Genomic DNA, 24464 nt, shown 5'->3' with positions numbered 1-24464 from the left:
TTCCGTATGGTCCTTACGACCGATGACCGTACCGCCCCGCAGCGTACGGACAAAAGCCGAGGCCCATGCCCGGACAGGCATGGGCCACGGATGATCGGATCCAGCACGGATCCGGTGCACGACGATCAGACCGCGACCAGGTCGCAGACGAAGATCAGCGTCTCGCCCGGCTTGATCCGGCCGCCCGCGCCGCGGTCGCCGTAGGCGAGGTGCGGCGGGATGGTCAGCTGGCGGCGCCCGCCGACCTTCATGCCCTGCACACCCTGGTCCCAGCCGGCGATGACCTGGCCGATACCCAGCTGGAAGCGGAGCGGCGTGCCACGGTTCCAGGAGGCGTCGAACTCCTCACCGGTGGAGAAGGCCACGCCGACGTAGTGGACGGCGACGGTGTCGCCGGCCTTGGCCACCGGCCCGTCGCCCTCCCAGATCTCCTTGATCTCGAGATCCGCCGGGGGCTCGCCGCCCGGGAAGTCGATCTCGGGCTTCTCGATGCTCACGTGTTTCTCCTGCTCATCTACGACAAGGCAACCTGCACAGTCTTACATCCCCGCCGGGTGCGCGCCCGCGCCGGGAGACCGTGGCGCGGTGCTACATCGCCGCCAGGATGTCCACCGTGAAGACGAGCACCGAGTCCTTCTTGATGCCGCTGTTGGGGGGCGGGTTGTCGCCGTATCCCAGGGCCGGCGGAACGACGATCAGGACCCGGCTGCCGACCTTCTTGCCGGCCAGTCCGTCGGCCCAGCCCTTGACGACCTGCTGGAGGGAGAACGAGGTCAGCGCATCGCGCTTGTAAGTCGAGTCGAACTCCTTGCCGCCGTCCCACAGCACGCCCTTGTACTGGACGAGCACGGTGTTCTCCGGCTTGACCACGGGACCGTCGCCCTCGATCACGTAGTCGGCCACGAGCTTCTTGGGCGCGGCCGTCTTGGGCACGGTGATGGACGGGGCGGCGCCGTCGGTGTTGGTGCCGACCTTGGGCAGGTCGGCGTTGTCCTGGGCGACCGTCTTGCCCTTGGCCGAGCTCTTGGAGTTGAAGGTGTCCTGGAGGTCGACGACGAACACCAGCGTGTCGGTGCCCTTGATCCCGGCCTGGGCGTTGCCCTGCGTGCCGTATCCCCAGGTGGGCGGCACGGAGAACATGACGCGGCTGCCCACCTTCTTGCCGGCGAGGGCATAGCGCCAGCCGTCGATGATCGTGCCCTGGGCGAGCTGGATGACCAGGGGGGCCTTGCGGTCGTAGGAGTTGTCGAAGAGCTTCGCCGAGTTCCAGATCTGGCCCAGGTAGTGCGCCTGGACGTAGTCGTTCTCCGCGATGGTGCGGCCACCGCCCGCGATCACCGTCTTGACGGCGATGTCCTTCGACGGGTCACCACTGCCCTTGGCGACGGTCGGCTTCTCGCCGAACTTCGTGCCCGCGGTGATCGCCGGCAGCGGCCCGGAGACGATCTTCGGCGAAGGCGCCGCGGACGGCTCGGAGGGCGACGGCGACGTGCTCTCGCTGGCCTTGCTCGAACCGGCCTTGTCGTTGCCGCAGGCGGCCAGGGTGACAAGTCCCGCGGGTACGGAAAGAAGAAGTGAGCGTCGGCGCACGGTGGGGGCCTCGTAATCGGTCGATCTTCTGATGGCGTGCGCGCCACCTTACTGACCTTTCGGTGCCGATCGGGTCTCCGGCCCGCCCCGGTTTCGGTCGGGGGTCCGGGGTTTCTCCCCCGGAAGAGCACTGTCGTCGTGAGCGGGGCGCCGTACGGTGAACGTACGGCGCCCGTGTGGCGTTCCGGTTCTCGTGTTGAACCGGCGTCCTCGTCCCGCCGGGCTCACATTCCGGCGATCAGCTTCTCCACCCGGTCGTCCACCGAACGGAACGGGTCCTTGCACAACACCGTCCGCTGTGCCTGGTCGTTGAGCTTCAGGTGCACCCAGTCGACGGTGAAGTCCCTGCGCTGTTCCTGCGCCCGCCGGATGAAGTCGCCGCGCAGCCGTGCCCGAGTGGTCTGCGGGGGAACCGACTTGCCCTCGAAGATCTTCAAGTCGTTGCAGATCCGGGTGGCTTGGCCCTTCTTCTCCAGCAGGTAGTACAGGCCACGACGGCGGTGGATGTCGTGGTAGGCGAGGTCTATCTGGGCGACCCGCGGGTGCGACATGGTCATGTTGTGCTTGGCCCGGTACCGCTCGATGAGCTTGTACTTCATCACCCAGTCGATCTCGGTGCCGATGCGGTCGAGGTCCTCGGTCTCGATCGCGTCCAGAGTACGGCCCCACAGCTCCAGCACCTGCTCCACCGTGCCGGTGCGGATACCGCGCCGCTCGCAGAAGTCCACGGCCTTCTCGTAGTACTCCCGCTGCACCTCCAGCGCGGAGGCCTCCCGGCCGCTGGCCAGGCGCACCTTGCGGCGGCCCGTGATGTCGTGGCTGACCTCGCGGATCGCCCGGATCGGGTTCTCCAGGGTCAGGTCGCGCATCACCGTGCCCGCCTCGATCATGCGCAGCACCAGGTCGGTCGCGCCCACCTTGAGCAGCATCGTCGTCTCGGACATGTTGGAGTCGCCGACGATGACGTGCAGCCGCCGGTAGCGCTCCGCGTCCGCGTGCGGCTCGTCGCGGGTGTTGATGATGGGCCGCGAACGGGTGGTCGCCGAGGAGACGCCCTCCCAGATGTGCTCGGCCCGCTGGCTCACGCAGTACACGGCCCCGCGCGGGGTCTGCAGCACCTTGCCCGCCCCGCAGAGCAGCTGCCTGGTGACCAGGAACGGGATGAGGATGTCCGCGAGACGCGAGAACTCTCCGTGCCGTGCCACCAGATAGTTCTCGTGGCAGCCGTAGGAGTTGCCCGCCGAGTCGGTGTTGTTCTTGAAAAGGTAGACGTCGCCCGCGATTCCCTCCTCGTGCAGGCGTCGTTCCGCGTCCACCAGGAGTCCTTCGAGAATGCGCTCGCCGGCCTTGTCGTGGGTGACCAGTTCGATCACATTGTCACACTCGGGTGTCGCGTATTCCGGGTGTGATCCCACGTCGAGATAGAGCCGGGCGCCGTTTCGCAGAAACACATTGCTGCTGCGGCCCCATGACACGACACGGCGGAAGAGGTACCGCGCCACCTCGTCAGGCGACAGGCGGCGCTGTCCCCTGAACGTGCACGTGACGCCGTACTCGTTCTCCAGCCCGAAAATGCGGCGGTCCATGACTGAACATTACGCCCGATCCTCTGCGCTCAAACGGGGTTCGGCAGCACGATTTGGATCATTTTCCGATGAAGCAGCAACCACCGCCCGCCCAACGGGAGCTGTGAGGACCCGACCGGTGACCAGCAACACCAGCAGCGACACGGCCCCGGCGACGCCCGGCACCGCGAAGCCCCAGAGCGCGCCACCCGCCTCGACCACCGGGCCCGCGACACCCGTTCCGACGGACGCGCCCACGGTGAACGTCGTCACCAGCCAGGAGAAGGCCTCCGTCACCGTGCCGGCCGGCGCGTGCCGGTCCACGATGATGAACGCGCAGGCGATGCAGGGCGCCAGGAACACCCCGGCCAGCACCGTCAGCGCCACCATGGCCACCGCCCCGGGCATCAGCAGCAGCGGCAGGTAACACACCGCCAGAAGACCCACCAGCAGGCGCAGTCGCCGCTCGGGCGCACCGGCCCACTGGCGCGCGCCGTAGACGGCGCCGCCGACCAGCGCGCCCAGCCCCAGGGCGGCCATCAGCCAGCCGTAGACCGCGTCTCCGCCGTGGTCGTCGGCGTAGGGCACCGCCGCCACCGTGATGGAGCCCATGGCGACACCGACGAAGAGGAACGCGCCGAGCAGCGCCAGCAGGCCGGGCGAGCGCAGCGCGCCCAGCCAGTGCGCCTCCCGGGGCGCCGAACGCCAGGCCCGCGAGGGCTGCGAGACGACCACGGACAGCGCGCCCAGTACGCCGACGGCGTTCAGCACCACCAGCGCCGCCTGCGCCGACCACAGCGAGACGCAGAGGGTCACGAGCAACGGGCCGACGGTGAACATCACTTCCTGCGCCACGGCGTCCATCGCGTACGCCGTGTGCACCTGGTCGTCCCTGCGCAGCACCGAGGGCCACAGCGCCCGCAGCCCGCCCTCCAGCGGCGGGGTGAAGAGCCCGGCCGCCGCCACGGCCGTGTACGCCACGGCGGGCGGCTGGGTGCCGGTCAGGGCGAAGACCGTCATCGCCAGCGCCGCGGCGAGCGCGCCGGGCAGCTGGACGCGGGGCTGTCCGTACAGGTCCACCAGGCGCCCGAGCACGGGCTGGCCCACCGCGTTGGCCACGCCGTACACCGCCGCCAGCGCCCCCGCGAGGCTGTACGTGCCGCCCTCCGCGCGGACGAACAGCACGATGGCGATCGCCGCGGTGGCGTTGGGCAGCCGCCCCACGAGGGTGCCGGTCAGCAGCCGGGCGGCGTGCCTCGCCCTGAGGATCTCCAGGTATCCCCCGAATCCCACGGCCATCGCCTGCCTTCCACCGGTTCGCCCGAGGTGCTGGAGCAACCTCTGGTGTTACGTATAACGTTCTCGGTCATACGTACCATGTGCGCTGTTCACCAGTCCAGACGAAGGAGCGTCCCCGCGGTGGCACGAAGCAGCACGCGCCCCACCAGCCGTGACGTCGCGCACGCCGCCGGGGTGTCCCAGGCCGCCGTCTCCCTGGTCCTCGGCGACAAGTGGCGCGGCCGGGTGTCGCAGGCGACCGCCGAACGGGTGCGCCGGGCGGCCGAGGAACTCGGCTACCGGCCCAACCTCGCCGCCCGCAACCTGCGCCTCGGCCGCACCCGGACCGTGCTCCTGGTCGTCCCCGCGCTGACCACCGAGTTCTTCGCCGGCGTCTACACCGGCGCCGCCCGCGTCGCCGCCGAGCACGGCTTCGGCGTCGTCCTCTACCCCTCCCCCGAGGGCATCGGCCCGGCCCGGAACCCGTTCGCCTCGGCCCAGGCGGCGCTGGACGGCGTGATCGCCTCCTCCATGGCCGCCGACGCGCTCACCCCGATCCGCGGCGACCAGCTGCCGCTGGTCATGCTGGACAGCGATCCCGCGGGCAGCCTGGGCGCCGCGACCGTCAACCTGGACATCGCCGACGGCGTACGCCAGGTCGCCGACCACCTGCTCGGGCTCGGTCACCGGCGCTTCCTGCACCTCGCGGCGGACGTGGCCTCCTGGACCTTCGAGGTGCGGGCCAGGGAGCTCGGCACCCGGGTGGGCGCGGTGCCCGGCACCTCGGTGCGCACCGCCCGCGCCCCCATCTCCATCGAGGACGCCAGGGCCGCCACCGAGGCCGCCCTGAGCGAGCCCGGGCCCCGGCCCACCGCGCTGGTCTGCGACGACGACAAGCTCGCCGCGGGCGCCTACAAGGCGCTGCGCCGCCTCGGCCTGCGCGTGCCCGACGACGCGTCCGTCACCGGCCTCGACGACCTCGCCCTGGCCACCGCCATCGACCCCGAGCTCACCACCGTGCGGCTGGACGCCGAGCTGTTCGGCGAGCGGGGCATGCACGCCCTGCTGGCCGTTCTGGAGGGCCGTGCTCCCGTCGGCGGGGACATCCCCGTGGAACTCGTGGTACGGGGCTCCACGGCGCCGCCCGCCCCCTCCTGAAACCGCCCGGCGCCCTGAAAACGCCCGGTGCCCCGGCCCTCCAGGCAGGCCGGGGCACCCGGGAACGGGGCTGCGGAGCGGGACTACTTCTCCTCGGAGCCGTCCTCCTCGGCGCTCTCCGCCTCGGTCGCCGCGCCGTCGGCCTCGAGCAGCCTGCCCAGCTGACGGCCCACGATGCGCTTGAACTTGCGCTTCTGCGGGCGCGTACGGTCCAGCACCGCCACCTCCAGGCGCTCGGCGGGGATCTCCCGCTCGCTCCCGTTGGTGTCGCGGGACAGGGCCTGCACGGCCAGCTTCAGCGCCTCCGCCAGCGACATGCCGTCCCGGTGGCGCTGGTCCAGGTAGCCGCTGATCTGCTCGGCGTTGCCGCCGACCGCGACCGAGCCGTGCTCGTCCACGATCGAGCCGTCGTGCGGCAGCCGGTAGATCTGGTCGCCGTCCGGGGTCTCCCCCACCTCGGCGACCACCAGCTCCACCTCGTACGGCTTCTCGGCGGCGCTGGAGAAGATCGTGCCCAGCGTCTGGGCGTACACGTTCGCCAGGCCGCGGGCGGTCACGTCGTCCCGGTCGTAGGTGTAACCGCGCAGGTCGGCGTAGCGGACGCCGCCGATGCGCAGGTTCTCGTATTCGTTGTACTTGCCGGCGGCCGCGAACGCGATCCGGTCGTAGATCTCGCTGAACTTGTGCAGCGCGCGGGACGGGTTCTCACCGACGAACACGATTCCGTCGGCGTACTGCAGCACGACCAGGCTGCGGCCACGGGCGATGCCCTTGCGGGCGTACTCCGCCCGGTCGGCCATGGCCTGCTGGGGTGATACATAGAACGGCGTCGACACCGGTTATCCGTCCCTTTCTGTAGAAGTCACTGGATCACCGAACAAGATCCGGGCGCCGGCTACAGCAGCGCGGCCCGCGGGCCGTCCGGCTGTTCCAGGCGCCGCTGGAGCACCGAGCGGGCGATCTCCGAGGACTCGTCCTCGGTGAGCCTGCGGAATCCGTCCTCGGTGATCACGGTGACGATCGGATAGATCCGGCGGGCGACATCGGGACCACCGGTCGCCGAGTCGTCGTCTGCCGCGTCGTACAGGGCCTGGACCACCAGCGTCGTGGCCTCGGCCTCGGTCAGGTCCTCCCGGAAGAGCTTCTTCATCGCGCCGCGCGCGAAGATCGAGCCGGAACCCGTGGCCGCGAAGCCGTGCTCCTCGGAACGGCCGCCCGTCACGTCGTAGGAGAAGATCCGGCCCTTCTCGCGGTCCAGGTCGTACCCCGCGAAGAGCGGGACCACGGCCAGACCCTGCATGGCCATGCCCAGGTTGGAGCGGATCATGGTCGACAGCCGGTTCGCCTTGCCCTCCAGCGAGAGCTGCGTCCCCTCGACCTTCTCGAAGTGCTCCAGCTCCAGCTGGAACAGCTTCACCATCTCCACCGCCAGACCGGCGGTGCCGGCGATGCCGACGGCCGAGTACTCGTCCGCCGGGAACACCTTCTCGATGTCCCGCTGCGCGATCACGTTCCCCATCGTCGCCCGCCGGTCACCGGCCAGGACGACACCGCCCGGGAAGGTCGTCGCCACGATGGTGGTGCCGTGCGGCGCCTCGACCACGCCCTGGGTCGGCGGCAGCCGCCGCTTCCCCGGCAGCAGCTCCGGCTGGTGCTCGGCGAGAAAGTCCATGAACGAGGCGGACCCAGGCGTCAGGAAGGCGGCCGGTAGACGCCCGGTGCTACGAGTGTTGGCTTCCACGCGTTTCCTTCCGGGTAGGTCGGCAGCTCGGTCCACCGCTTCGGGATCGTCCCTCAACAGGCCGAGGCCGGAGTTGCAGTTGATGCACAGTACGCCACGGACCCTACCCGCCTCGCGGCGGTGATCCACATGAACGGCGGAAGCCCTGAAGCTGCTCCCGCGGAGCCCCTAGACCCCGCGCGGGCGGCCGGGCCCCGGAAACGAAGGCCGCGCGCGGCACGGCCTCACCGCACCGCACGCAGCTCCTCGCCAACCGGCTCGTTCGCCACCGCTCCACGCGCCTTCCTTTCGATTCTTCGCCCCCGGGAGAACCAGGGATTCCAAGGGACCCGGGAAATCCAAGGACGCGAAGGAATCGAAGGAAGAAGCGGCTTACCGACCGCTTATCGGGCGTTTACTGACCACCCTTTTGCACGAAGGACCGCACGAAGTCCTCTGCGTTCTCCTCGAGTACGTCGTCGATCTCGTCGAGGACGGAGTCCACGTCGTCGCTCAGCTTCTCGTGGCGTTCCTTGAGGTCGTCCGTGGCCTGTGCGTCCTGGGACTGTTCCTCGATCTCCTCGGTGGAACGCGTGGCCTTCTGCTGCCCGCCGCCGGTGTCCTTCGTTGCCATAACCCTCACCCCGCTCAGTTCGCCCGACATGGTCGCCATTACGGCCGATCGGTGATGTTCCGACCCTACAAGCCGGGTCCGACATCGGCCCCGCACTTTCTCCAACGTACGAGGGCCACCTCGATGATTCCCGGCGGCGGGGATTTCCACCCTGGATGACCCGCCCGGTCCGGGATCCGCTCAGCCGCCGGAAAGCACCCTGACCAGGTCTTCGGCGGTACGGCAGCGGTCGAGGAGCTCTTTGACGTGATTACGCGTTCCGCGAAGCGGTTCCAGGGTTGGGACGCGCTGGAGCGAGTCCCGGCCCGGCAGATCGAAGATCACCGAGTCCCAGGAGGCCGCGGCGACGTCGTCGGCGTACTGCTCCAGGCAGCGGCCGCGGAAGTACGCGCGCGTGTCCTCCGGCGGCTTCCTGCGGGCCCGGTCCACCTCGGTCTCGTCCAGCAGGCGCTTGATGCGGCCCCGGGCCACCAGACGGTTGTACAGGCCCTTGTCGGGGCGTACGTCCGCGTACTGGAGGTCGACGAGATGGAGACGGGCGGCGTCCCAGTCGAGGCCGTCACGGCGCCGGTAGCCCTCCATGAGCTCCCGCTTGGCGACCCAGTCCAGCTCGCCGGCCAGGCTCATGGGGTCGTTCTCGAGCCGGTTGAGCGTGTCCTCCCAGCGGGACAGCACGTCCTTGGTCTGCTCGTCGGCGTCCGCGCCGAACCGCTCCTCCACGTACTTGCGCGACAGCTCGTAGTACTCCATCTGGAGCTGCACCGCGGTCAGTGTCCGGCCGCTGCGCAGTGTGATGAGGCGCTTGAGGCCCGGGTCGTGCGAGACCTGGTGAAGCGTGCGTACGGGCTGGTCGACGGCCAGGTCGACGGCGATGAAGCCGTCCTCGATCATGGACAGGACCAGGGCGGTCGTGCCCAGCTTGAGGTAGGTGGAGATCTCGGAGAGGTTGGCGTCGCCGATGATCACATGCAGGCGCCGGTACTTCTCCGCGTCGGCGTGGGGCTCGTCGCGCGTGTTGATGATCGGCCGCTTGAGTGTGGTCTCCAGGCCGACCTCGACCTCGAAGTAGTCCGCCCGCTGGCTGAGCTGGAAGCCGTGCTCGTGGCCGTCCTGGCCCACGCCGACACGGCCGGCGCCCGTGATGACCTGGCGGGAGACGAAGAAGGGCGTGAGGTGGCGCACGATGTCGGAGAAGGCGGTCTCCCGCTTCATCAGGTAGTTCTCGTGCGTGCCGTAGGAGGCGCCCTTGTTGTCGGTGTTGTTCTTGTAGAGGTGGATCGGCTGCGCGCCGGGCAGCTGGGCCGCCCGCTCCGCGGCCTCGGCCATGATCCGTTCGCCGGCCTTGTCCCACAGGACGGCGTCGCGCGGGTTGGTCACCTCGGGCGCGCTGTACTCCGGGTGGGCATGGTCGACGTAGAGCCGTGCGCCATTGGTGAGGATGACGTTGGCCAGCCCGATGTCCTCGTCGGTGAGCTGGCTGGCGTCGGCCGCCTCGCGGGCGAGGTCGAAGCCCCGGGCGTCCCGCAGCGGATTCTCCTCCTCGAAGTCCCAGCGGGCCCGGCGCGCCCGGTGCATGGCCGCCGCGTAGGCGTTGACGATCTGGGATGAGGTGAGCATGGCATTGGCATTGGGGTGGCCGGGGACGGAGATCCCGTACTCCGTCTCGATGCCCATTACTCGCCGTACGGTCATGCGGCCCTCCTTGCCCGGCGGCGCCCTCGGTCGTGGGCGTCGCTCAAGTACCGCTGATGCCCGGGTGCCTGTGCGGTGCCCGTCCCCGCACTGCGCAACCCGGCGGTACGAAAGAGCCTAGAACGCCTTTGCGCTGGTGGGGAGATCATTTGCGTCATTGCCTGCTCCATGCGTGGCCCGGAAACGGCCGACTGCGGGTACCCCGTGGAGGGCACCCGCAGCCACCCTGCATTTACAGGTACTGACCGGTGTTCGCCACCGTGTCGATGGAGCGTCCGGTGTCCGCGCCCTGCTTTCCGGTGATGAGGGTGCGGATGTAGACGATCCGCTCGCCCTTCTTTCCGGAGATCCGGGCCCAGTCGTCCGGGTTGGTGGTGTTGGGCAGGTCCTCGTTCTCCTTGAACTCGTCCACGCAGGCCTGGAGCAGGTGGGAGACGCGCAGACCCTTCTGGTTCTTCTCGAGGAAGTCCTTGATCGCCATCTTCTTGGCGCGGCCGACGATGTTCTCGATCATGGCGCCGGAGTTGAAGTCCTTGAAGTAGAGGACTTCCTTGTCACCGTTGGCGTAGGTGACCTCCAGGAAGCGGTTCTCCTCGGTTTCGGCGTACATGTGTTCCACCGCGGTCTGGATCATGCCCTGGACCGTGGCGTCCTTGGCGCCGCCGTGTTCCGCGAGGTCGTCCGAGTGCAGCGGGAGGCGCTCGGTGAGGTACTTCCCGAAGATGTCCTTCGCCGCCTCGGCGTCCGGACGCTCGATCTTGATCTTCACATCGAGGCGGCCGGGCCGCAGGATGGCCGGGTCGATCATGTCCTCGCGGTTGGAGGCGCCGATCACGACCACGTTCTGCAGGCCTTCGACACCGTCGATCTCGGCGAGCAGCTGGGGGACGATGGTGTTCTCCACGTCCGAGCTGACACCGGAGCCCCGGGTGCGGAAGAGGGACTCCATCTCGTCGAAGAAGACGATCACGGGGGTGCCCTCGCCGGCCTTCTCCCGGGCACGCTGGAAGACGAGCCGGATCTGCCGCTCGGTCTCGCCGACGTACTTGTTCAGCAGCTCCGGGCCCTTGATGTTCAGGAAGAAGCTCTTGCCCGCCGCCTGCCCGGTGACCTCGGCGACCTTCTTGGCGAGCGAGTTCGCGACGGCCTTGGCGATGAGTGTCTTGCCGCATCCGGGAGGCCCGTAGAGCAGGACGCCCTTCGGCGGGCGCAGCTCGTGCTCCTTGAACAGGTCCGGGTAGAGGTACGGCAGCTCCACGGCGTCGCGGATGGCCTCGATCTGGTTGCCGAGGCCGCCGATCTGCTCGTAGCCGATGTCGGGCACCTCTTCGAGGACGAGTTCCTCGACCTCGCTCTTGGGCACGACCTCGTAGACGTAGCCGGACCTGGGTTCGAGCAGGAGCGCGTCGCCGGGGCGGATGGTGACGTCCAGCAGCGGCTCGGCGAGCCGTACCACCCGCTCCTCGTCGGTGTGCCCGAGCACCAGGGCCCGCTCGCCGTCCTCGAGGATCTCCTTGAGGGTGACGATGTCGCCGACGCGCTCGAACTCCATGGCCTCGACCACGTTGAGCGCCTCGTTGAGCATCACTTCCTGGCCGCGCCGGAGCTCGTCGAGCTCGACACTGGGGCTGACGTTCACCCGGAGCTTGCGGCCGCCGGTGAAGATGTCGGCGGTGCCGTCCTCGAGGGCCTGAAGGAAGACCCCGAAGCCGGCCGGCGGCTGGGCGAGCCGGTCGACCTCTTCCTTGAGGGCCACGATCTGGTCGCGGGCCTCGCGGAGCGTGTTCGCGAGGCGTTCGTTCTGCGCGGACACGCCGGCCAGGTTGGTCTGCAACTCGACGATCCGCTCTTCGAGAATCCTCGTGTGACGCGGAGAGTCGGCGAGCTTGCGGCGCAGGACGGCGATCTCCTGCTCAAGGTAGGCGATCTGCCCGGCCGGGTCGTCGGACCCGCGTCCCGGGCGGATGCCGCGGTTCATGTCGTCGTCGTGGGCTGCCACGGTCCTCACCTCCTCCAAGGGGAGCTGGACGCTTCCAGACCCTACCTGGGTGGGTGTCGATTGAAACCCCTAGATCACAAAGACTGTCGGGGTGTGTCCGATCTTCACCCTTGCGCTCTCCCTCACGCCAGGGGAATACCCACCGAACATGATTGGAAAGCGGGCAGAGGTAGGGTCGACACGTTCAACACCCGTCAGAGCTGGCCGGATTCCCGTACGGCTCGACGTGATACGGCAGGAGAGATGACCGTGCAGCAGCAGACCTCGGACGGTGGCGAGGCACTGGAGGTCTGGATCGACCAGGACCTGTGTACCGGCGACGGCATCTGCGCGCAGTACGCGCCGGAGGTCTTCGAGCTGGACATCGACGGTCTGGCCTATGTGAAGAGCCCGGAGGACGAGCTCCTTCAGGAGGCGGGAGCAGCAACGCCCGTGCCGCTCCCGCTTCTCACGGACGTGGTGGACTCGGTCAAGGAGTGCCCCGGCGAGTGCATCCACGTGCGCCGCGTTTCGGACAGGGTCGAGGTGTACGGACCTGACGCGGAGTGACCGCTTCGGCGCGACGCGTCACCATTGTCTGTTTTCTCACATTTTCAGGGAAACTGGTCGGACACCGCGAGCCCCGGCGTCCGCGGAGCGGACGAACGCGCCGTTCTGCCACTGCCACTTCACGCTGTCCTTGAGGTCGGGGCAGCAATTCGGCACGTCGGGCGAGGAGTAGCCGAGCAGGGTCGCGGTCACGGCGCCGTCGCGGACGGCGAAGTCCGTGACCGAGTACCGGTCCTTGGCCTCGACGAGGGTGGCGACCACGCGGGGCTCGGCGGCGCCGGCGGCCTGGGTCAGGACGTAGACGGCGTCGGGCGGGGTGCCCATGGTGGCGTCGCAGTGCACGACGGCCACCGTCTCCGGTCTGCCGTCCCCGTCGAGGTCACCGGAGGCCTTCTTCGCCACCACGGCCCGCACCGGGCCGCAGTCGATCGGGAAGGTCACGCCGGTGGTGCTCGGGGCCGGCGCGGTGGCGGGGGCGGAGTTCGCGCGGATGCCCTGCGGCTGGGCGGCCGTGGCCGACCCGGGCTGCACGAACGAGGAGAGGGCGACCACACCGGCGACCGCGGTGGCGGTGGCCATCCAGTGGATGGGGCTGGTGTGCGTGTGGGCCAGTTCCGGAACGGCGGATTGCTGCACTAGGAGCATCTCCTGCGAGGGCTGTGCCGGTGGGGGTGGCCAGCATCGTGCCACACGTCACAGTGCGGGGGAACGGCGGGGTGGGGTCAACGTGAGGGCACCGTGGCGGAGTTCCCGGTGGTTGCCGGGAACTCCGCCACGGCGCCCGTGTGTTGCGTGCGTGGCGGGACGCGTCAGCGGGCGGAGCCGCCGTCGGCGTTGGGGCCCTCGTAGTCCTCGCCGTAGGCGCCCTTCGCGGGCCGGCGGCGGCGCATGGGCGGCTCGACGCCGTCCGCGAGCCGGCGGGCGGTGAGCAGGAAGCCGGTGTGGCCGATCATGCGGTGGTCCGGGCGGACTGCCAGGCCCTCGATGTGCCAGTTGCGGATCATCGTCTCCCAGGCGGTCGGCTCGTTGAAGCAGCCGATCTCGCGGATGGACTCCACGGTCCGGGCGAGCTGGGTGGTCGTCGCGACGTAGCAGCACAGGATGCCGCCGGGGACGAGCGCCTTGGAGACGGCCTCCAGGCACTCCCACGGGGCGAGCATGTCGAGGATGACGCGGTCGACGTCGGTGTCGGAGAGGTTGTCCTGGAGGTCTCCGACCGTGAGCTGCCAGGCGGGGTGCGGGCCGCCGAAGTAGCGTTCCACGTTCGCCTGCGCGATCTCGGCGAAGTCGGCGCGGCGCTCGTAGCTGTGCAGCATGCCCTGGTCGCCGATGGCCCGCAGCAGGAAGCTGCTGAGCGAGCCGGAGCCGACACCGGCCTCCACGACGCGTGCGCCGGGGAAGATGTCGGCGAAGGCGAGGATCTGCCCCGCGTCCTTGGGGTAGACGACGGCTGCCCCGCGGGGCATGGACAGGACGTAGTCGGGGAGCAGGGGGCGCAGCGCGAGGTAGGCGACGTTGCCGGTGGTGCGGACAACGCTGCCCTCGGGTGCGCCGATCAGTTCGTCGTGCGGGAAGGAACCCTTGTGGGTGTGGAAGTTCTTCCCTGCTTCGAGCGTGAACGTGTAGTGGCGGCCCTTGGGGTCGGTCAGCTGTACCTGGTCCCCGACCTTGAAGGGCCCGCGGCGGCGGGCGGCACCGGTCGGTTCGGACATGTGACCAGCCTACCGGTCCCCGACGGGCCCTCCGACCACGCTGACGGGCCCTACGCGGAGGCCGAGGGGCGGGCCATGGCCTTCACGAAGGCGCGCTCCACGTCGGCCGCGGACAGCACGCCGTAGATCTCGCCGGACTCCTCCACCACGAGGTACTCGGTCGCCGGGGTGGCGCGCAGCACGTCGAGGAGGTCCTCTCCGGCGAGTTCGGCGGAGACGCGCATGCCGTCGGTGAGCTCCTGGGCGAGTTCGCTGGCGTAGACCCAGGGGCGGCGGTGTTCGGGTACGCCGACGATGGCGGACTCGCGGACGAGGGAGAGCGGCTCACCGTGGCCGTCGACGACGACCAGGGCGCGGGCGCCGGCGGTGTTGGCGCGGCGCAGGGCCTCGGCCAGGGAGGTGTTGCCCTCGACCGGTACGGCACGGCGGGTGAGGGCACGGGCGCGCAGTTCGGGGAGGTGCTCGCGCAGCCGGGCCATGCGCAGGCTGTTGCCGGCGCCGGTCCAGATGATCGCGGCCAGGATGGCGGCGAGCAGGGCGTTGGTGACGGTGCCCATGCCGACGCTGTCCTCGGCGGTGGGGCCGAGGGCGCCGGACTGGGTGACCAGGGGCAGTCCGATCAGGACGGCGACCGCGAGCGCGCGGCCGACCCAGGCGGCGGCGACGGTTCCGCTCATCGGCCTGCCGGTGATCTTCCAGACGACGGCGCGGAGCATGCGGCCGCCGTCGAGGGGCAGACCGGGCAGCAGATTGAAGGCGGCGACGATGAGGTTCGAGATCATCAGGCCGGCCAGCAGGACACCGGCGACCGTGCCGCGCTCGAGGGGCCGCAGGGCGGCGTAGAAGACACCGGCGAGGATCAGCGACAGCAGCGGGCCGACGAAGGCCAGGACGAACTCGCGGCCGGGGGTCTCGGCCTCCTTCTCGATCTCGGAGACGCCGCCGAAGAACTGGAGCTGGATACGCCGGACCGGGAGCTTGAAGCGGAGGGCGGCGATGGTGTGGGCGAGCTCGTGGACGAGGACGGAGCCGTAGAAGGCGACCGCGAAGAACAGGGCGACGAGGTAGCGGGCCGCACCGAGTTCGGGCAGCACCCGGTCGAGCTGTCCGCCGAACACCCAGGTGATCAGCGCGGCCACGAGGAACCAACTGGGCGCCACGTACACGGGCACCCCGAAGGGCCGCCCCATGAGGAGCCCGCCCCTGAGGTCGCTCGGGCGCCGCGGCGGCTCCTGTCCGGTGCCGGAACGGGCGAGAGCGCGGTCGTGGTGGGACTCGGGACGCGTGCGGTCGCCGGGAGCGTCGGCGGCACCCTCGGGACGGGTACCGGCTTCGCGTCCGGCGGCCGGGTCGCCGCCGTGGGCGTAGCCGCGCTCGGGGTGGGCGTCAGGGTGGGCGTCGTCGGTGACGGGCGGCTCCGACGGGGTGTCGCCGGAACGGTCCCGCTCCTCCGTCTCCTCCGTCCCGCCCTCCGCCGCGGGGGCAGGGGCGGCGGTCGGCGAGGCCGGCTCGGGCGGGGCCGCGTCGGCCGGCTCGGCGCCCGGGCCCACGGAGTCGGGGGCCGGGTCCACCGGGCCCGTGCGGCGATCTGCCGACTCGTCCTTGCCGGAACGCGGCTGTCCGCTCCCGCCGCTCACGTCCACGGTGTCCCCTCGTTCGAAGCACATCTTCCGTGCCTGACGGCCGGAAGGTCTCGGGTCGATGGTATGCGGCCGTGGCAACCGGTCACGCCCGGCACCCCAATGTGTTTTCCCCGCTTCGCGCACAACATGACCGTCCCCGGGTCACTGTCAGTGGTGGGTCGTAGGGTCTGGTGCATGGAGACGAGCACGGAGGGCGAGCCCGGCACCCCGCACGGCGACGTCGGACCGGCCCGGTCACGCCACAGCGCGCCGCGGGCCGCCGAGTTGCAGCCCGAGCCGGAGTCGGCCCGGCCGCCGAACGCGGCGCGGACGACGGTCCCCGCACAGGCGGCCGCCGGGCAGGGCACGACGACCGGCGCGGCGCACGCTGCGGTGGCCGGCGGAGGCGACGCGGGCCCTGCGGCCGCGGGCGGTGCGAGCGGCGGTGGAGCGGATGTGCGCGACGAGGTCGTCGGCCGTCCCGTGGCGGATGACGCGGCGCCGGGCGGAAGCGAGGCGGCTGCGGCGCCGGGTGCGGACGTGCCGGGTGGCGACGGGGGCTCGGGCGTGGAGGGCCGCCGGGCTGTCGCACCGCCCAGTTCACTGTCTCCCTCGCGGGCCGGGGACTTCATGCAGTGTCCGTTGCTGTACCGGTTCCGGGTGATCGACCGGTTGCCGGAGAAGCCGAGTGAGGCCGCGACGCGGGGCACGCTGGTGCACGCCGTACTGGAGCGGCTGTTCGACGCGCCCGCCGGGGAGCGGACCGCGCCACGGGCCAAGGAACTGGTCCCGGGCCAGTGGCAGCGGCTGCGCGAGGCGCGGCCCGAGCTGGTGGAGCTGTTCGCGGACGACACCGACGGCGAGCGGCTGGCGCGCTGGCTGGCGGAGGCGGAGCGGCTGGTGGAGCGCTGGTTCACGCTGGAGGACCCGACGCGGCTGGAGCCCGCCGAGCGGGAGCTGTTCGTCGAGGCGGAGCTGGACTCGGGGCTGACGCTGCGCGGGATCATCGACCGGGTGGACGTGGCGCCCACGGGCGAGGTGCGGATCGTCGACTACAAGACGGGCAAGGCGCCCCGCCCCGAGTACGCCGAGGGCGCGCTGTTCCAGATGAAGTTCTACGCCCTGGTGGTGTGGCGGCTGAAGAGGGTCCTCCCGCGGCGGCTGCAACTGGTGTACCTGGGCAGCGGCGACGTACTGACCTACGACCCGGTCCCCGCCGACCTGGAGCGGGTGGAGCGCAAGCTGCTGGCGCTGTGGGAGGCGATCCGGCTGGCCACCGAGACCGGTGACTGGCGGCCGCGCCCCACCAAGCTGTGCGGCTGGTGCGACCACCAGGCCCACTGCCCGGAGTTCGGCGGCACTCCCCCGCCCTACCCGCTGCCGGTGAGGGCGGCGGAGTCCGGCACGACGGCGCAGGGCAGAATGGGGCCGGACTAGCGAAGGAGACTCACGTGGCCATCCGCGTCCTACTGGTCGACGACCAGCCGCTGCTGCGCACCGGGTTCCGGATGATCCTGGAGGCCGAGCAGGACATCGCGGTCGTGGGCGAGGCCGGAGACGGCCTGCAGGCCCTGGACCAGGTGCGGGCCCTTCAGCCCGACGTGGTGCTGATGGACATCCGCATGCCGCGGATGGACGGCGTCGAGGCGACCCGGCAGATCACCGGACCGGAACGGAACGGTCCGGCGAAGGTGCTGGTCCTCACCACCTTCGACCTCGACGAGTACGTGGTGGAGGCGCTGCGCGCCGGCGCGAGCGGCTTCCTGCTCAAGGACGCGCCCGCCAACGAGCTGGTGCAGGCGATCCGCGTGGTCGCGGCCGGCGAGGCGATGCTGGCGCCGAGCATCACGCGCCGGCTGCTGGACAAGTACGCCACGCATCTGCCCTCCGGGGAGGAGCCGGTGCCGGACACGCTGCACACCCTCACCGACCGTGAGGTGGAGGTGCTGAAGCTGGTGGCGCGCGGCTTGTCCAACGCGGAGATCGCCGCCGATCTGTTCGTCAGCGAGACGACCGTCAAGACGCATGTCGGGCACGTACTGACGAAGCTGGGGCTGCGCGACCGCGTGCAGGCCGCGGTGTACGCGTACGAGAGCGGACTGGTGCGCCCCGGCGCGCAGTAGCGGCGGCCCCCGCAAGGCAAGGCAACGGCGAAGGGCGCCCCTCCCGGAAGACCGGGAGGGGCGCCCTTCGCCGTGGGGATGGTGGCGGATCAGCCGCCCACACCGCGGCCGAGCTCCCACAGCTGAAGCGTCGCCGAGGAGTTGAGGGCGTACGCCGTGCCCGTGATGTTGTCGCGGGCGGCGACGTACTGCTTGCCCTGCCAGAGCGGGATCAGCGGGACCTCGCTGGCGACGATGTCCTGAATGTCCGTCAGGCTGGTGGAAGCGGAGAGCCGGTCGGCCTGGCGACGGGACTTCGGGATCAGGATGTCGCGGATCTCGTTGTTGGCGTAGGGGGTGTTGAGGGTGTTGCCCTTGTCGAGGAACGGCGCCAGGTAGTTGTCGGCGTCCGGGAAGTCGGGGAACCAGCCCATGCCGTAGACGTCGTACTCGCCCTTCTTCTCCGCCGGGCGGAAGGTGTCCCAGGGGGTGCCCTGGATGTCGACCTCGAACAGACCGCTGCCGTTGAGCTGCTGCCGAAGGATCTCGAACTCCTTCTTGGTGGCAGGCCCGTAGTGGTCCGTCGTGTAGTGCATCGTCAGCTTCACCGGGGTGGTGACACCGGCCTTCTCCAGCAGCGAACGGGCCTTGGTCACGCTGGGGTCGCCGTACCGGTTGAAGAAGGAGTTGGAGTGACCGGTGATGGTGGCCGGGACCATCGAGTACAGCGGCTCGGCCTGGGTGCCGTAGACCTCGGAGACGAGTTCGCTGCGGTTGATGATCTGGGCCATGGCCTCACGCGCGGCCTTGGTCTTCACCGTCGGGGCGTCGGTGTTGAAGGCCAGGTAGCGGATCTCCAGGCCGGCCGTCTCGACGATGCCGACCTTGCTGTCCTTGGCGGCCGACAGCGTGCGGATCTGCTCGGGCGACATGCTGCGGGTCATGACGTCGATGTCGCCCTTGTCCAGCGCGTCGCCCATGGTGTCGGCGTCCGCGAAGGAGCGGATCTGCACCTTGTCGTTGTTGAGCTTCAACGTCCCCTGGTAGTTGGGGTTCTTGGTGAAGACCCCGTCGACCATCTCGCCGTTCTTGACGTTGGCCTTCAGGGTGTACGGGCCGGAGCCGTCCACGGCGAAGCCGTCGCGGAGCTTGTCCTTCTCGTAGTCCTTGGGGTTGACGATGCCCGCGACGGGCGTCGACAGCTTGTACGGGAAGATGGCGTCGGCCGTGTTGAGGTGGAAGATGACCTCACGGTCGCCCTGGGTCTCCACGGTGTCCACGGTGGAGAGCAGGCCGGACACGCCGCTGTCCGCGTTGATGGAGATGGCGCGGTCGACGGAGAACTTCACGTCGGCCGCGGTGATGGGCTCGCCGCTGGCGAACTTCAGGCCCTCACGCAGGGTGCAGGCGTAACGCTCGTTGCCGCTGTCCGTGAAGCCGCACTTCTCGGCCGCCTCCGGGACGGGGTCGCCGTCGCCCTTGGGCTGGATCATCAGGGTCTGCACGGTCTGGCGCAGGATGTTCCAGGTACCGACGTCGTAGGCGTACGCCGGGTCGACGGGCGCCGGGGCGTCCTGCGAAGCGGTGAACCGGTCCGTGGTGCCGACGACGATGGCGTCGCCGCTCTTGCTGCCGCTGTCGGAACCGCCGCACGCGGCGAGTACCGGCGCGAGCAGACCGACCACGGCCGGCAGCACCAAAGTCTTGCGGTTCATGCTCGAGTTTCTCCAGAGCTGTCTTGTCCGTGTATCCGGCATGCAGGGTGTTGCGACGGATCACGGGGGCAGGGTCGATGTTCTCGCGACGAGATTAGTCCTCCCTCGCAGGACCGTTCGCGGCCACCGGAGTTGAGCTCCCATCACGCAGCGGAACCGGGTGCGGACGGACCGGAAACCCGTCGCCGGAAGGATTCGTGCAGCGTTCCACCAAACGGGACACAAGGGCGCGCGCACGACACCCGAGAGGGGGCGGACAGCACGCCCCGGACCCGTTGTCGACCCCCCGGCGAGTGGGGAACGTCACACGCACAAGTAGGGGAACGGCTGCCGGAATTCGGCCATACGGCGAGCTTTGAATTCGCTCGGACATCCGGTTCGCAGGCCTTTTCCACGGGACTTGGCACGCTGGGTGAACGGTTAGCGCATTTCTGTCATCAGGCCGCGCAGAAATGACAGGTCCACGTCTTCGAGAGTGGGGACGACGGTCCGCCGGAAGGCCGGGGGGATGGGGGCGACCGAGGGGACGGCGACGACCCGGCAGCCGGCGGCCTCCGCCGCGGCGACTCCGGTGGCGGTGTCCTCGATGACGGCGCACCGGGTGGGGTCCGCGCCGAGGCCCGCGGCGGCCAGCAGGTAGGGGTCGGGGTGCGGCTTGGTGCGCAGGACCTCGTCGCCGGCCACGGACAGGGCGAAGTGCTGGGGGCCGAGCGAGGTCAGGACCCGGTCGATGATGCGGCGGTGGGAGGCGGAGACCAGGGCGGTGGGGATCCGCTGCTCGGACAGTTCGGCCAGCAGCCGTGCGGCGCCCGGCATCAGGGGCAGCGCGCCGTCGATACGGGCCTCGAAGCCCTCGTTCAGCAGGGTGGTGACCTCGGCGAGGGTGACGGCGGCGCCGGTGGCCTCGATGAGGAAGCCCGCGCTGCGGGTCATGGGGCCACCGACGACGACGTGTCTCCAGGAGTCGTCGAGCCTGTGTCCGAGGGCGGCGAACACCTCCACCTCGACGTCCCACCAGAAGCCCTCGGTGTCCACCAGGGTTCCGTCCATGTCCAGGAGCACGGCCTGCAAGGCTGAGCCTTCGGCCATACGGGTTCCGAGCGCCGGTACCGTGCTGGTCATCCGCGCATACCTCCTTGAGGGACGATCAGGCCGGTTCCCACACGGGGAACCGGCCTGCGATGGACCGACAATTGTACGACGCCCACAACCGAAATGCCCGCACGAACCGCCCGCAACGGCATCGGCGCACGACGGCACCGGGGTTGCGCGCGAGGACGGCCGGTCCGACGGACCGCTGCCCTCCGCTGGGGCCCGCAGGACCTCTCGACCGTGCCGGTGACCAGGGGAATCCCCGGGTCAGCGGGCGTTGAAGTACTTGGCCTCCGGGTGGTGGATCACGATGGCGTCGGTGGACTGCTCGGGGTGGAGCTGGAACTCCTCGGACAGGTGGACGCCGATCCGCTCGGGGCGGAGGAGGTCGGCGATCTTGGCACGGTCCTCCAGGTCGGGGCAGGCGCCGTAGCCGAGGGAGAACCGGGCGCCCCGGTACTTCAGGGCGAACATGTCCTCGATGTCGGCGGGGTCCTCACCTGCGAAGCCCAGCTCGGCGCGCACCCGGGCGTGCCAGTACTCGGCGAGCGCCTCGGCCAGCTGCACGGACAGCCCGTGCAGCTCCAGATAGTCGCGGTAGGAGTCGGCGGCGAACAGCCGCGCGGTCTCCTCGCCGATCCTCGAGCCGACGGTGACGACCTGGAAGCCGACCACGTCCCTCTCCCCCGACTCCTCCGGGCGGAAGAAGTCCGCCAGGCACAGCCGGCGGCCGCGGCGCTGGCGGGGGAAGGTGAAGCGGGTGCGCTCGTTGCCCTGGTCGTCCAGGATGATCAGGTCGTCGTCCTTGGACACGCAGGGGAAGTAGCCGTGGACCACCGCGGCCTCCAGCAGGCCGTCCGTCTGGAGCCTCTCCAGCAGGCCGCGCAGCCGGGGCCGGCCCTCGCTCTCGACGAGTTCCTCGTAGGTGGGCCCGGAGCCGGTGCGGGCCTGCTTGAGCCCCCACTGGCCCTTGAACAGGGCGCCCTCGTCCAGCCAGGACGCGTACTCCTTGAGCTGGATGCCCTTGATCACCCGCGTTCCCCAGAACGGCGGCTCGGGGACCGGGTTGTCGGTGGCCACGTCGGAGCGGACGTGCCCCTCCTCGGGCCGCTGCTCCTCGTCCGCCTGGGCGGTGGCGGCCCGCACCCGGCGCTGCCGGAGTTCGGGCAGCTTCGCCCCGGGCACGCCCCGCTTGACCCCGATCAGGGCGTCCATCAGGCGCAGGCCCTCGAACGCGTCGCGGGCGTAGCGGACCTCCCCGTCGTACAGCTCGTGCAGGTCCTGTTCGACATAGGCGCGGGTCAGGGCGGCGCCGCCGAGGATGACCGGGTAGCCGGTCGCCAGGCCGCGGGCGTTGAGCTCCTCCAGGTTCTCCTTCATGATCACCGTGGACTTCACCAGCAGCCCGGACATGCCGATCACGTCGGCCCGGTGCTCCTCGGCCGCCTCCAGGATCGCCGAGACCGGCTGCTTGATGCCCAGGTTGACCACGTTGTAGCCGTTGTTGGACAGGATGATGTCGACGAGGTTCTTGCCGATGTCGTGCACATCACCGCGTACGGTCGCCAGCACGATCGTGCCCTTGCCCGCCTCGTCGGTCTTCTCCATGTGCGGCTCCAGGTGGGCGACCGCGTTCTTCATCACCTCGGCCGACTGGAGCACGAACGGCAGCTGCATCTGCCCGGAGCCGAACAGCTCACCGACCACCCTCATGCCGTCCAGCAGGGTGTCGTTGACGATGTCCAGGGCCTTGCGCGTCTCCAGGGCCTGGTCCAGGTCCTGCTCCAGGCCGTTCTTCTCGCCGTCGATGATCCGCCGCTTCAGCCGCTCCTCCAGCGGCAGCGCGGCCAGTTCCTCGGCCTTGCCGGCCTTCAGCGACTTCGCCGTGGCGCCCTCGAAGAGCTGCATGAGCTTCTGCAGCGGGTCGTAGCCCTCGCGGCGGCGGTCGTGGATCAGGTCGAGCGCGGTGGTGACCTGCTCCTCGTCGAAGCGGGCGATCGGCAGGATCTTGCTGGCGTGCACGATCGCCGAGTCCAGGCCCGCCTTGACGCACTCGTCCAGGAACACGCTGTTCAGCAGGATCCGGGCGGCCGGGTTCAGACCGAAGGAGATGTTCGAAAGGCCCAGCGTCGTCTGCACCTCCGGGTGCCGCCGCTTCAGCTCCCGGATGCCCTCGATGGTGGCCACACCGTCGCCCCGGGACTCCTCCTGGCCGGTGCAGATGGTGAAGGTCAGGCAGTCGACGAGGATGTCCTCCTCACGGATGCCCCAGTTGCCGGTCAGGTCCGCGATCAGCCGCTCGGCGATCTCCACCTTCTTCTCGGCGGTACGGGCCTGGCCCTCCTCGTCGATGGTCAGCGCGATCAGCGCCGCCCCGTGCTCCCGCGCCAGGGCCGTCACCCGCGCGAACCGCGACTCGGGTCCGTCGCCGTCCTCGTAGTTCACCGAGTTGATCACCGCGCGGCCGCCCAGCTGCTCCAGCCCGGCCCGGATCACGTCCACCTCGGTGGAGTCCAGCACGATCGGCAGCGTCGAGGCCGTGGCGAACCGGCCCGCCAGCTCCCGCATGTCCGCGACCCCGTCCCGGCCGACGTAGTCCACGCACAGGTCCAGCATGTGCGCGCCCTCGCGGATCTGCTCGCGCGCCAGCTCCACGCAGTCGTCCCAGCGGCCCTCGAGCATGGCCTCACGGAACTTCTTCGACCCGTTGGCGTTCGTCCGCTCGCCGATCGCCAGGTAGGACGTGTCCTGGCGGAAGGGCACGGTCTGGTACAGGGAGGCCGCGCCCGGCTCCGGGCGCGGGCGGCGCTCCACCGGGGACAGGTCCCGCACCCGCTCGACCACCTGGCGCAGGTGCTCCGGCGTGGTGCCGCAGCAGCCGCCCACCAGGGACAGTCCGTAGTCGCGGACGAAGTGGCCCTGTGCGTCGGCCAGCTCCGGCGCCGTCAGCGGGTAGTGCGCGCCGTCCTTGGTCAGCACGGGGAGACCGGCGTTCGGCATGCACGACAGCGGGACGCGCGCGTGCCGGGACAGGTAGCGCAGGTGCTCGCTCATCTCGGCGGGGCCGGTGGCGCAGTTCAGGCCGATCATGTCGACGCCCAGCGGCTCCAGCGCCGTCAGCGCGGCGCCGATCTCCGAGCCCAGCAGCATGGTGCCGGTCGTCTCCACCGTCACCGACACGATCAGCGGGACCTCGTACCCGGCGGTCTCCATCGCACGGCGGGCGGCGATGACGGAGGCCTTGGTCTGGAGCAGGTCCTGGGTGGTCTCCACCAGCAGCGCGTCCGCGCCTCCGGCGAGCAGTCCCTCGGCGTTCTGCCGGTAGGCGTCGCGGATGGCGGCGAAGGTGGTGTGGCCGAGCGTCGGCAGCTTCGTACCCGGGCCCATGGAGCCCAGCACCCAGCGGGGGCGGCCGTCCGCGGCGGTGAACGCGTCCGCCGCCTCACGGGCGATCCGGGCGCCGGCCTCGGACAGCTCGGCGACCCGCTCGGCGATGTCGTACTCGCCCAGGGCGGTCAGGTTGGCCCCGAACGTGTTGGTCTCCACGCAGTCCACGCCGACCTCGAAGTAGGCGGAGTGGACCGAACGGACGATGTCGGGGCGGGTGACGTTCAGGACCTCGTTGCAGCCCTCCAGCTGCTGGAAGTCGTCCAGCGAGGGCTCCTGGGCCTGAAGCATGGTGCCCATCGCTCCGTCGGCGACCACCACACGGGTGGCGAGTGCCTCGCGCAGGGCGGACGCACGGGTCCGGCTGTCGGCGGAAGGGGTCGGCGGCAACGAGGCCATGAAGGGGCTCCCTTGGGGGTGCGACGGCTGTCGGCTTTGCGCGTTCCCGGGAGCGAGCACGGCGCTGCCCGGGCGAGGCGCACGCCGCCAGGGTAGCCGGGACCGGCCCCTGACGGTCACGGCGTCCACCAAGCGGACGAGGATGACGGCCGGAACACCCCGGGTGGCGGGGTCGCGCCACAGGTGACGGCCGACCATTGGCGGGGGATCGGCACGGAGCGGTAGTGTTCGGCATTGCCGAACGGGCGCC

At 70.1% G+C, this 24464-nt stretch carries 19 protein-coding genes and 1 pseudogene; 4 read left to right on the top strand and 16 right to left on the bottom strand.

Annotated features, from left to right (window positions below):
- Positions 1–125 precede the first annotated feature (125 nt).
- From ACWC91_RS06175 to ACWC91_RS06160, 4 genes are all read right to left on the bottom strand, one after another.
- Positions 126–497, bottom strand: a complete 372-nt coding sequence (locus tag ACWC91_RS06175) for an FKBP-type peptidyl-prolyl cis-trans isomerase (protein WP_141362535.1) — start codon at positions 495–497, stop codon at positions 126–128.
- Positions 498–588: 91 nt separating this feature from the next.
- Entirely contained in the window at positions 589–1590 is a 1002-nt protein-coding gene (locus ACWC91_RS06170) for an FKBP-type peptidyl-prolyl cis-trans isomerase (protein WP_225076135.1), read from the bottom strand.
- 224 nt (positions 1591–1814) lie between these two features.
- Positions 1815–3176, bottom strand: a complete 1362-nt coding sequence (gene pafA / locus ACWC91_RS06165; protein ID WP_225076134.1) for a Pup--protein ligase — start codon at positions 3174–3176, stop codon at positions 1815–1817.
- Positions 3177–3185: 9 nt separating this feature from the next.
- Entirely contained in the window at positions 3186–4454 is a 1269-nt protein-coding gene (locus ACWC91_RS06160; RefSeq protein ID WP_225076133.1) for an MFS transporter, read from the bottom strand.
- Positions 4455–4574: 120 nt separating this feature from the next.
- Here ACWC91_RS06160 and ACWC91_RS06155 point away from each other — a divergent pair, with 120 nt between their 5' ends.
- Positions 4575–5591 (top strand): LacI family DNA-binding transcriptional regulator, encoded by a 1017-nt coding sequence (locus tag ACWC91_RS06155; RefSeq protein ID WP_225076132.1) that lies wholly within the window; start codon positions 4575–4577, stop codon positions 5589–5591.
- An 83-nt stretch (positions 5592–5674) separates the two neighbouring features.
- Here the strand turns inward: ACWC91_RS06155 and prcA are convergent, their stop codons facing one another.
- The 6 genes and pseudogenes from prcA to arc form a co-directional block, all read right to left on the bottom strand.
- Positions 5675–6427 carry a proteasome subunit alpha gene (gene prcA / locus ACWC91_RS06150; RefSeq protein ID WP_141362525.1) on the bottom strand — a complete coding sequence of 251 codons (753 nt, stop codon included), beginning with the start codon at positions 6425–6427 and terminating at the stop codon, positions 5675–5677.
- A 59-nt stretch (positions 6428–6486) separates the two neighbouring features.
- Positions 6487–7332 (bottom strand): proteasome subunit beta, encoded by an 846-nt coding sequence (gene prcB, locus ACWC91_RS06145; RefSeq protein ID WP_225076131.1) that lies wholly within the window; start codon positions 7330–7332, stop codon positions 6487–6489.
- Positions 7284–7476, bottom strand: a pseudogene (locus tag ACWC91_RS06140) (endonuclease domain-containing protein); the annotation flags it as partial. The gene prcB and the pseudogene ACWC91_RS06140, both read right to left, overlap by 49 nt.
- 250 nt (positions 7477–7726) lie before the next feature.
- Complete coding sequence (locus ACWC91_RS06135) at positions 7727–7945, bottom strand: ubiquitin-like protein Pup (protein ID WP_225076130.1); 219 nt, start codon at positions 7943–7945, stop codon at positions 7727–7729.
- Between the two features lie 180 nt (positions 7946–8125).
- Positions 8126–9637, bottom strand: coding sequence for a depupylase/deamidase Dop (gene dop / locus ACWC91_RS06130; protein WP_172633017.1), 1512 nt, complete (start codon positions 9635–9637; stop codon positions 8126–8128).
- Positions 9638–9869: 232 nt separating this feature from the next.
- Positions 9870–11636, bottom strand: coding sequence for a proteasome ATPase (arc, locus tag ACWC91_RS06125; RefSeq protein ID WP_225076129.1), 1767 nt, complete (start codon positions 11634–11636; stop codon positions 9870–9872).
- Positions 11637–11879: 243 nt separating this feature from the next.
- Between arc and ACWC91_RS06120 the strand changes: the two genes are divergently transcribed.
- Complete coding sequence (locus ACWC91_RS06120) at positions 11880–12185, top strand: ferredoxin (RefSeq protein ID WP_225076128.1); 306 nt, start codon at positions 11880–11882, stop codon at positions 12183–12185.
- A 36-nt stretch (positions 12186–12221) separates the two neighbouring features.
- Here ACWC91_RS06120 and ACWC91_RS06115 read toward each other — a convergent pair whose 3' ends face one another.
- The 3 genes from ACWC91_RS06115 to ACWC91_RS06105 form a co-directional block, all read right to left on the bottom strand.
- A complete protein-coding gene (locus ACWC91_RS06115) occupies positions 12222–12821 on the bottom strand; it encodes a hypothetical protein (protein WP_450642041.1) in 600 nt (199 codons plus the stop codon).
- A 173-nt stretch (positions 12822–12994) separates the two neighbouring features.
- Positions 12995–13897: a tRNA (adenine-N1)-methyltransferase gene (locus ACWC91_RS06110; RefSeq protein ID WP_225076126.1), complete on the bottom strand. Its 903-nt coding sequence runs from the start codon at positions 13895–13897 to the stop codon at positions 12995–12997.
- Between the two features lie 50 nt (positions 13898–13947).
- Complete coding sequence (locus ACWC91_RS06105; protein ID WP_225076295.1) at positions 13948–15540, bottom strand: site-2 protease family protein; 1593 nt, start codon at positions 15538–15540, stop codon at positions 13948–13950.
- A gap of 519 nt (positions 15541–16059) precedes the next feature.
- On the opposite strand from ACWC91_RS06105, the gene ACWC91_RS06100 reads away from it, so the two are divergent.
- Both ACWC91_RS06100 and ACWC91_RS06095 read left to right on the top strand, forming a co-directional pair.
- Positions 16060–16956: a RecB family exonuclease gene (locus tag ACWC91_RS06100; RefSeq protein ID WP_281154460.1), complete on the top strand. Its 897-nt coding sequence runs from the start codon at positions 16060–16062 to the stop codon at positions 16954–16956.
- Between the two features lie 14 nt (positions 16957–16970).
- Positions 16971–17642, top strand: coding sequence for a response regulator (locus ACWC91_RS06095; RefSeq protein WP_225076125.1), 672 nt, complete (start codon positions 16971–16973; stop codon positions 17640–17642).
- 89 nt (positions 17643–17731) lie between these two features.
- Here ACWC91_RS06095 and ACWC91_RS06090 read toward each other — a convergent pair whose 3' ends face one another.
- The 3 genes from ACWC91_RS06090 to metH form a co-directional block, all read right to left on the bottom strand.
- Positions 17732–19336 (bottom strand): ABC transporter substrate-binding protein, encoded by a 1605-nt coding sequence (locus ACWC91_RS06090; RefSeq protein ID WP_225076124.1) that lies wholly within the window; start codon positions 19334–19336, stop codon positions 17732–17734.
- A gap of 420 nt (positions 19337–19756) precedes the next feature.
- Positions 19757–20458, bottom strand: a complete 702-nt coding sequence (locus ACWC91_RS06085) for an HAD family hydrolase (protein ID WP_225076123.1) — start codon at positions 20456–20458, stop codon at positions 19757–19759.
- Positions 20459–20695: 237 nt separating this feature from the next.
- Entirely contained in the window at positions 20696–24214 is a 3519-nt protein-coding gene (gene metH, locus ACWC91_RS06080) for a methionine synthase (protein ID WP_450644225.1), read from the bottom strand.
- Between the last annotated feature and the right edge of the window lie 250 nt (positions 24215–24464).

This window comes from Streptomyces sp. NPDC001204 (assembly GCF_053598035.1).
Note: the sequence above shows the minus strand (reverse complement) of the source record. Positions and strands in the feature narration are given on the sequence as shown.

What these genes read in the sequence shown, in the direction of transcription:
- pafA (WP_225076134.1), bottom strand. Translation starts at nt 3,176, where the DNA reads ATGGACCGCCGCATTTTCGGGCTGGAGAACGAGTACGGCGTCACGTGC.
- ACWC91_RS06120 (WP_225076128.1), top strand. Translation starts at nt 11,880, where the DNA reads ATGACCGTGCAGCAGCAGACCTCGGACGGTGGCGAGGCACTGGAGGTC.
- ACWC91_RS06090 (WP_225076124.1), bottom strand. Translation starts at nt 19,336, where the DNA reads ATGAACCGCAAGACTTTGGTGCTGCCGGCCGTGGTCGGTCTGCTCGCG.
- ACWC91_RS06160 (WP_225076133.1), bottom strand. Translation starts at nt 4,454, where the DNA reads ATGGCCGTGGGATTCGGGGGATACCTGGAGATCCTCAGGGCGAGGCAC.
- dop (WP_172633017.1), bottom strand. Translation starts at nt 9,637, where the DNA reads ATGACCGTACGGCGAGTAATGGGCATCGAGACGGAGTACGGGATCTCC.
- metH (WP_450644225.1), bottom strand. Translation starts at nt 24,214, where the DNA reads ATGGCCTCGTTGCCGCCGACCCCTTCCGCCGACAGCCGGACCCGTGCG.
- ACWC91_RS06085 (WP_225076123.1), bottom strand. Translation starts at nt 20,458, where the DNA reads ATGACCAGCACGGTACCGGCGCTCGGAACCCGTATGGCCGAAGGCTCA.
- ACWC91_RS06110 (WP_225076126.1), bottom strand. Translation starts at nt 13,897, where the DNA reads ATGTCCGAACCGACCGGTGCCGCCCGCCGCCGCGGGCCCTTCAAGGTC.
- ACWC91_RS06135 (WP_225076130.1), bottom strand. Translation starts at nt 7,945, where the DNA reads ATGGCAACGAAGGACACCGGCGGCGGGCAGCAGAAGGCCACGCGTTCC.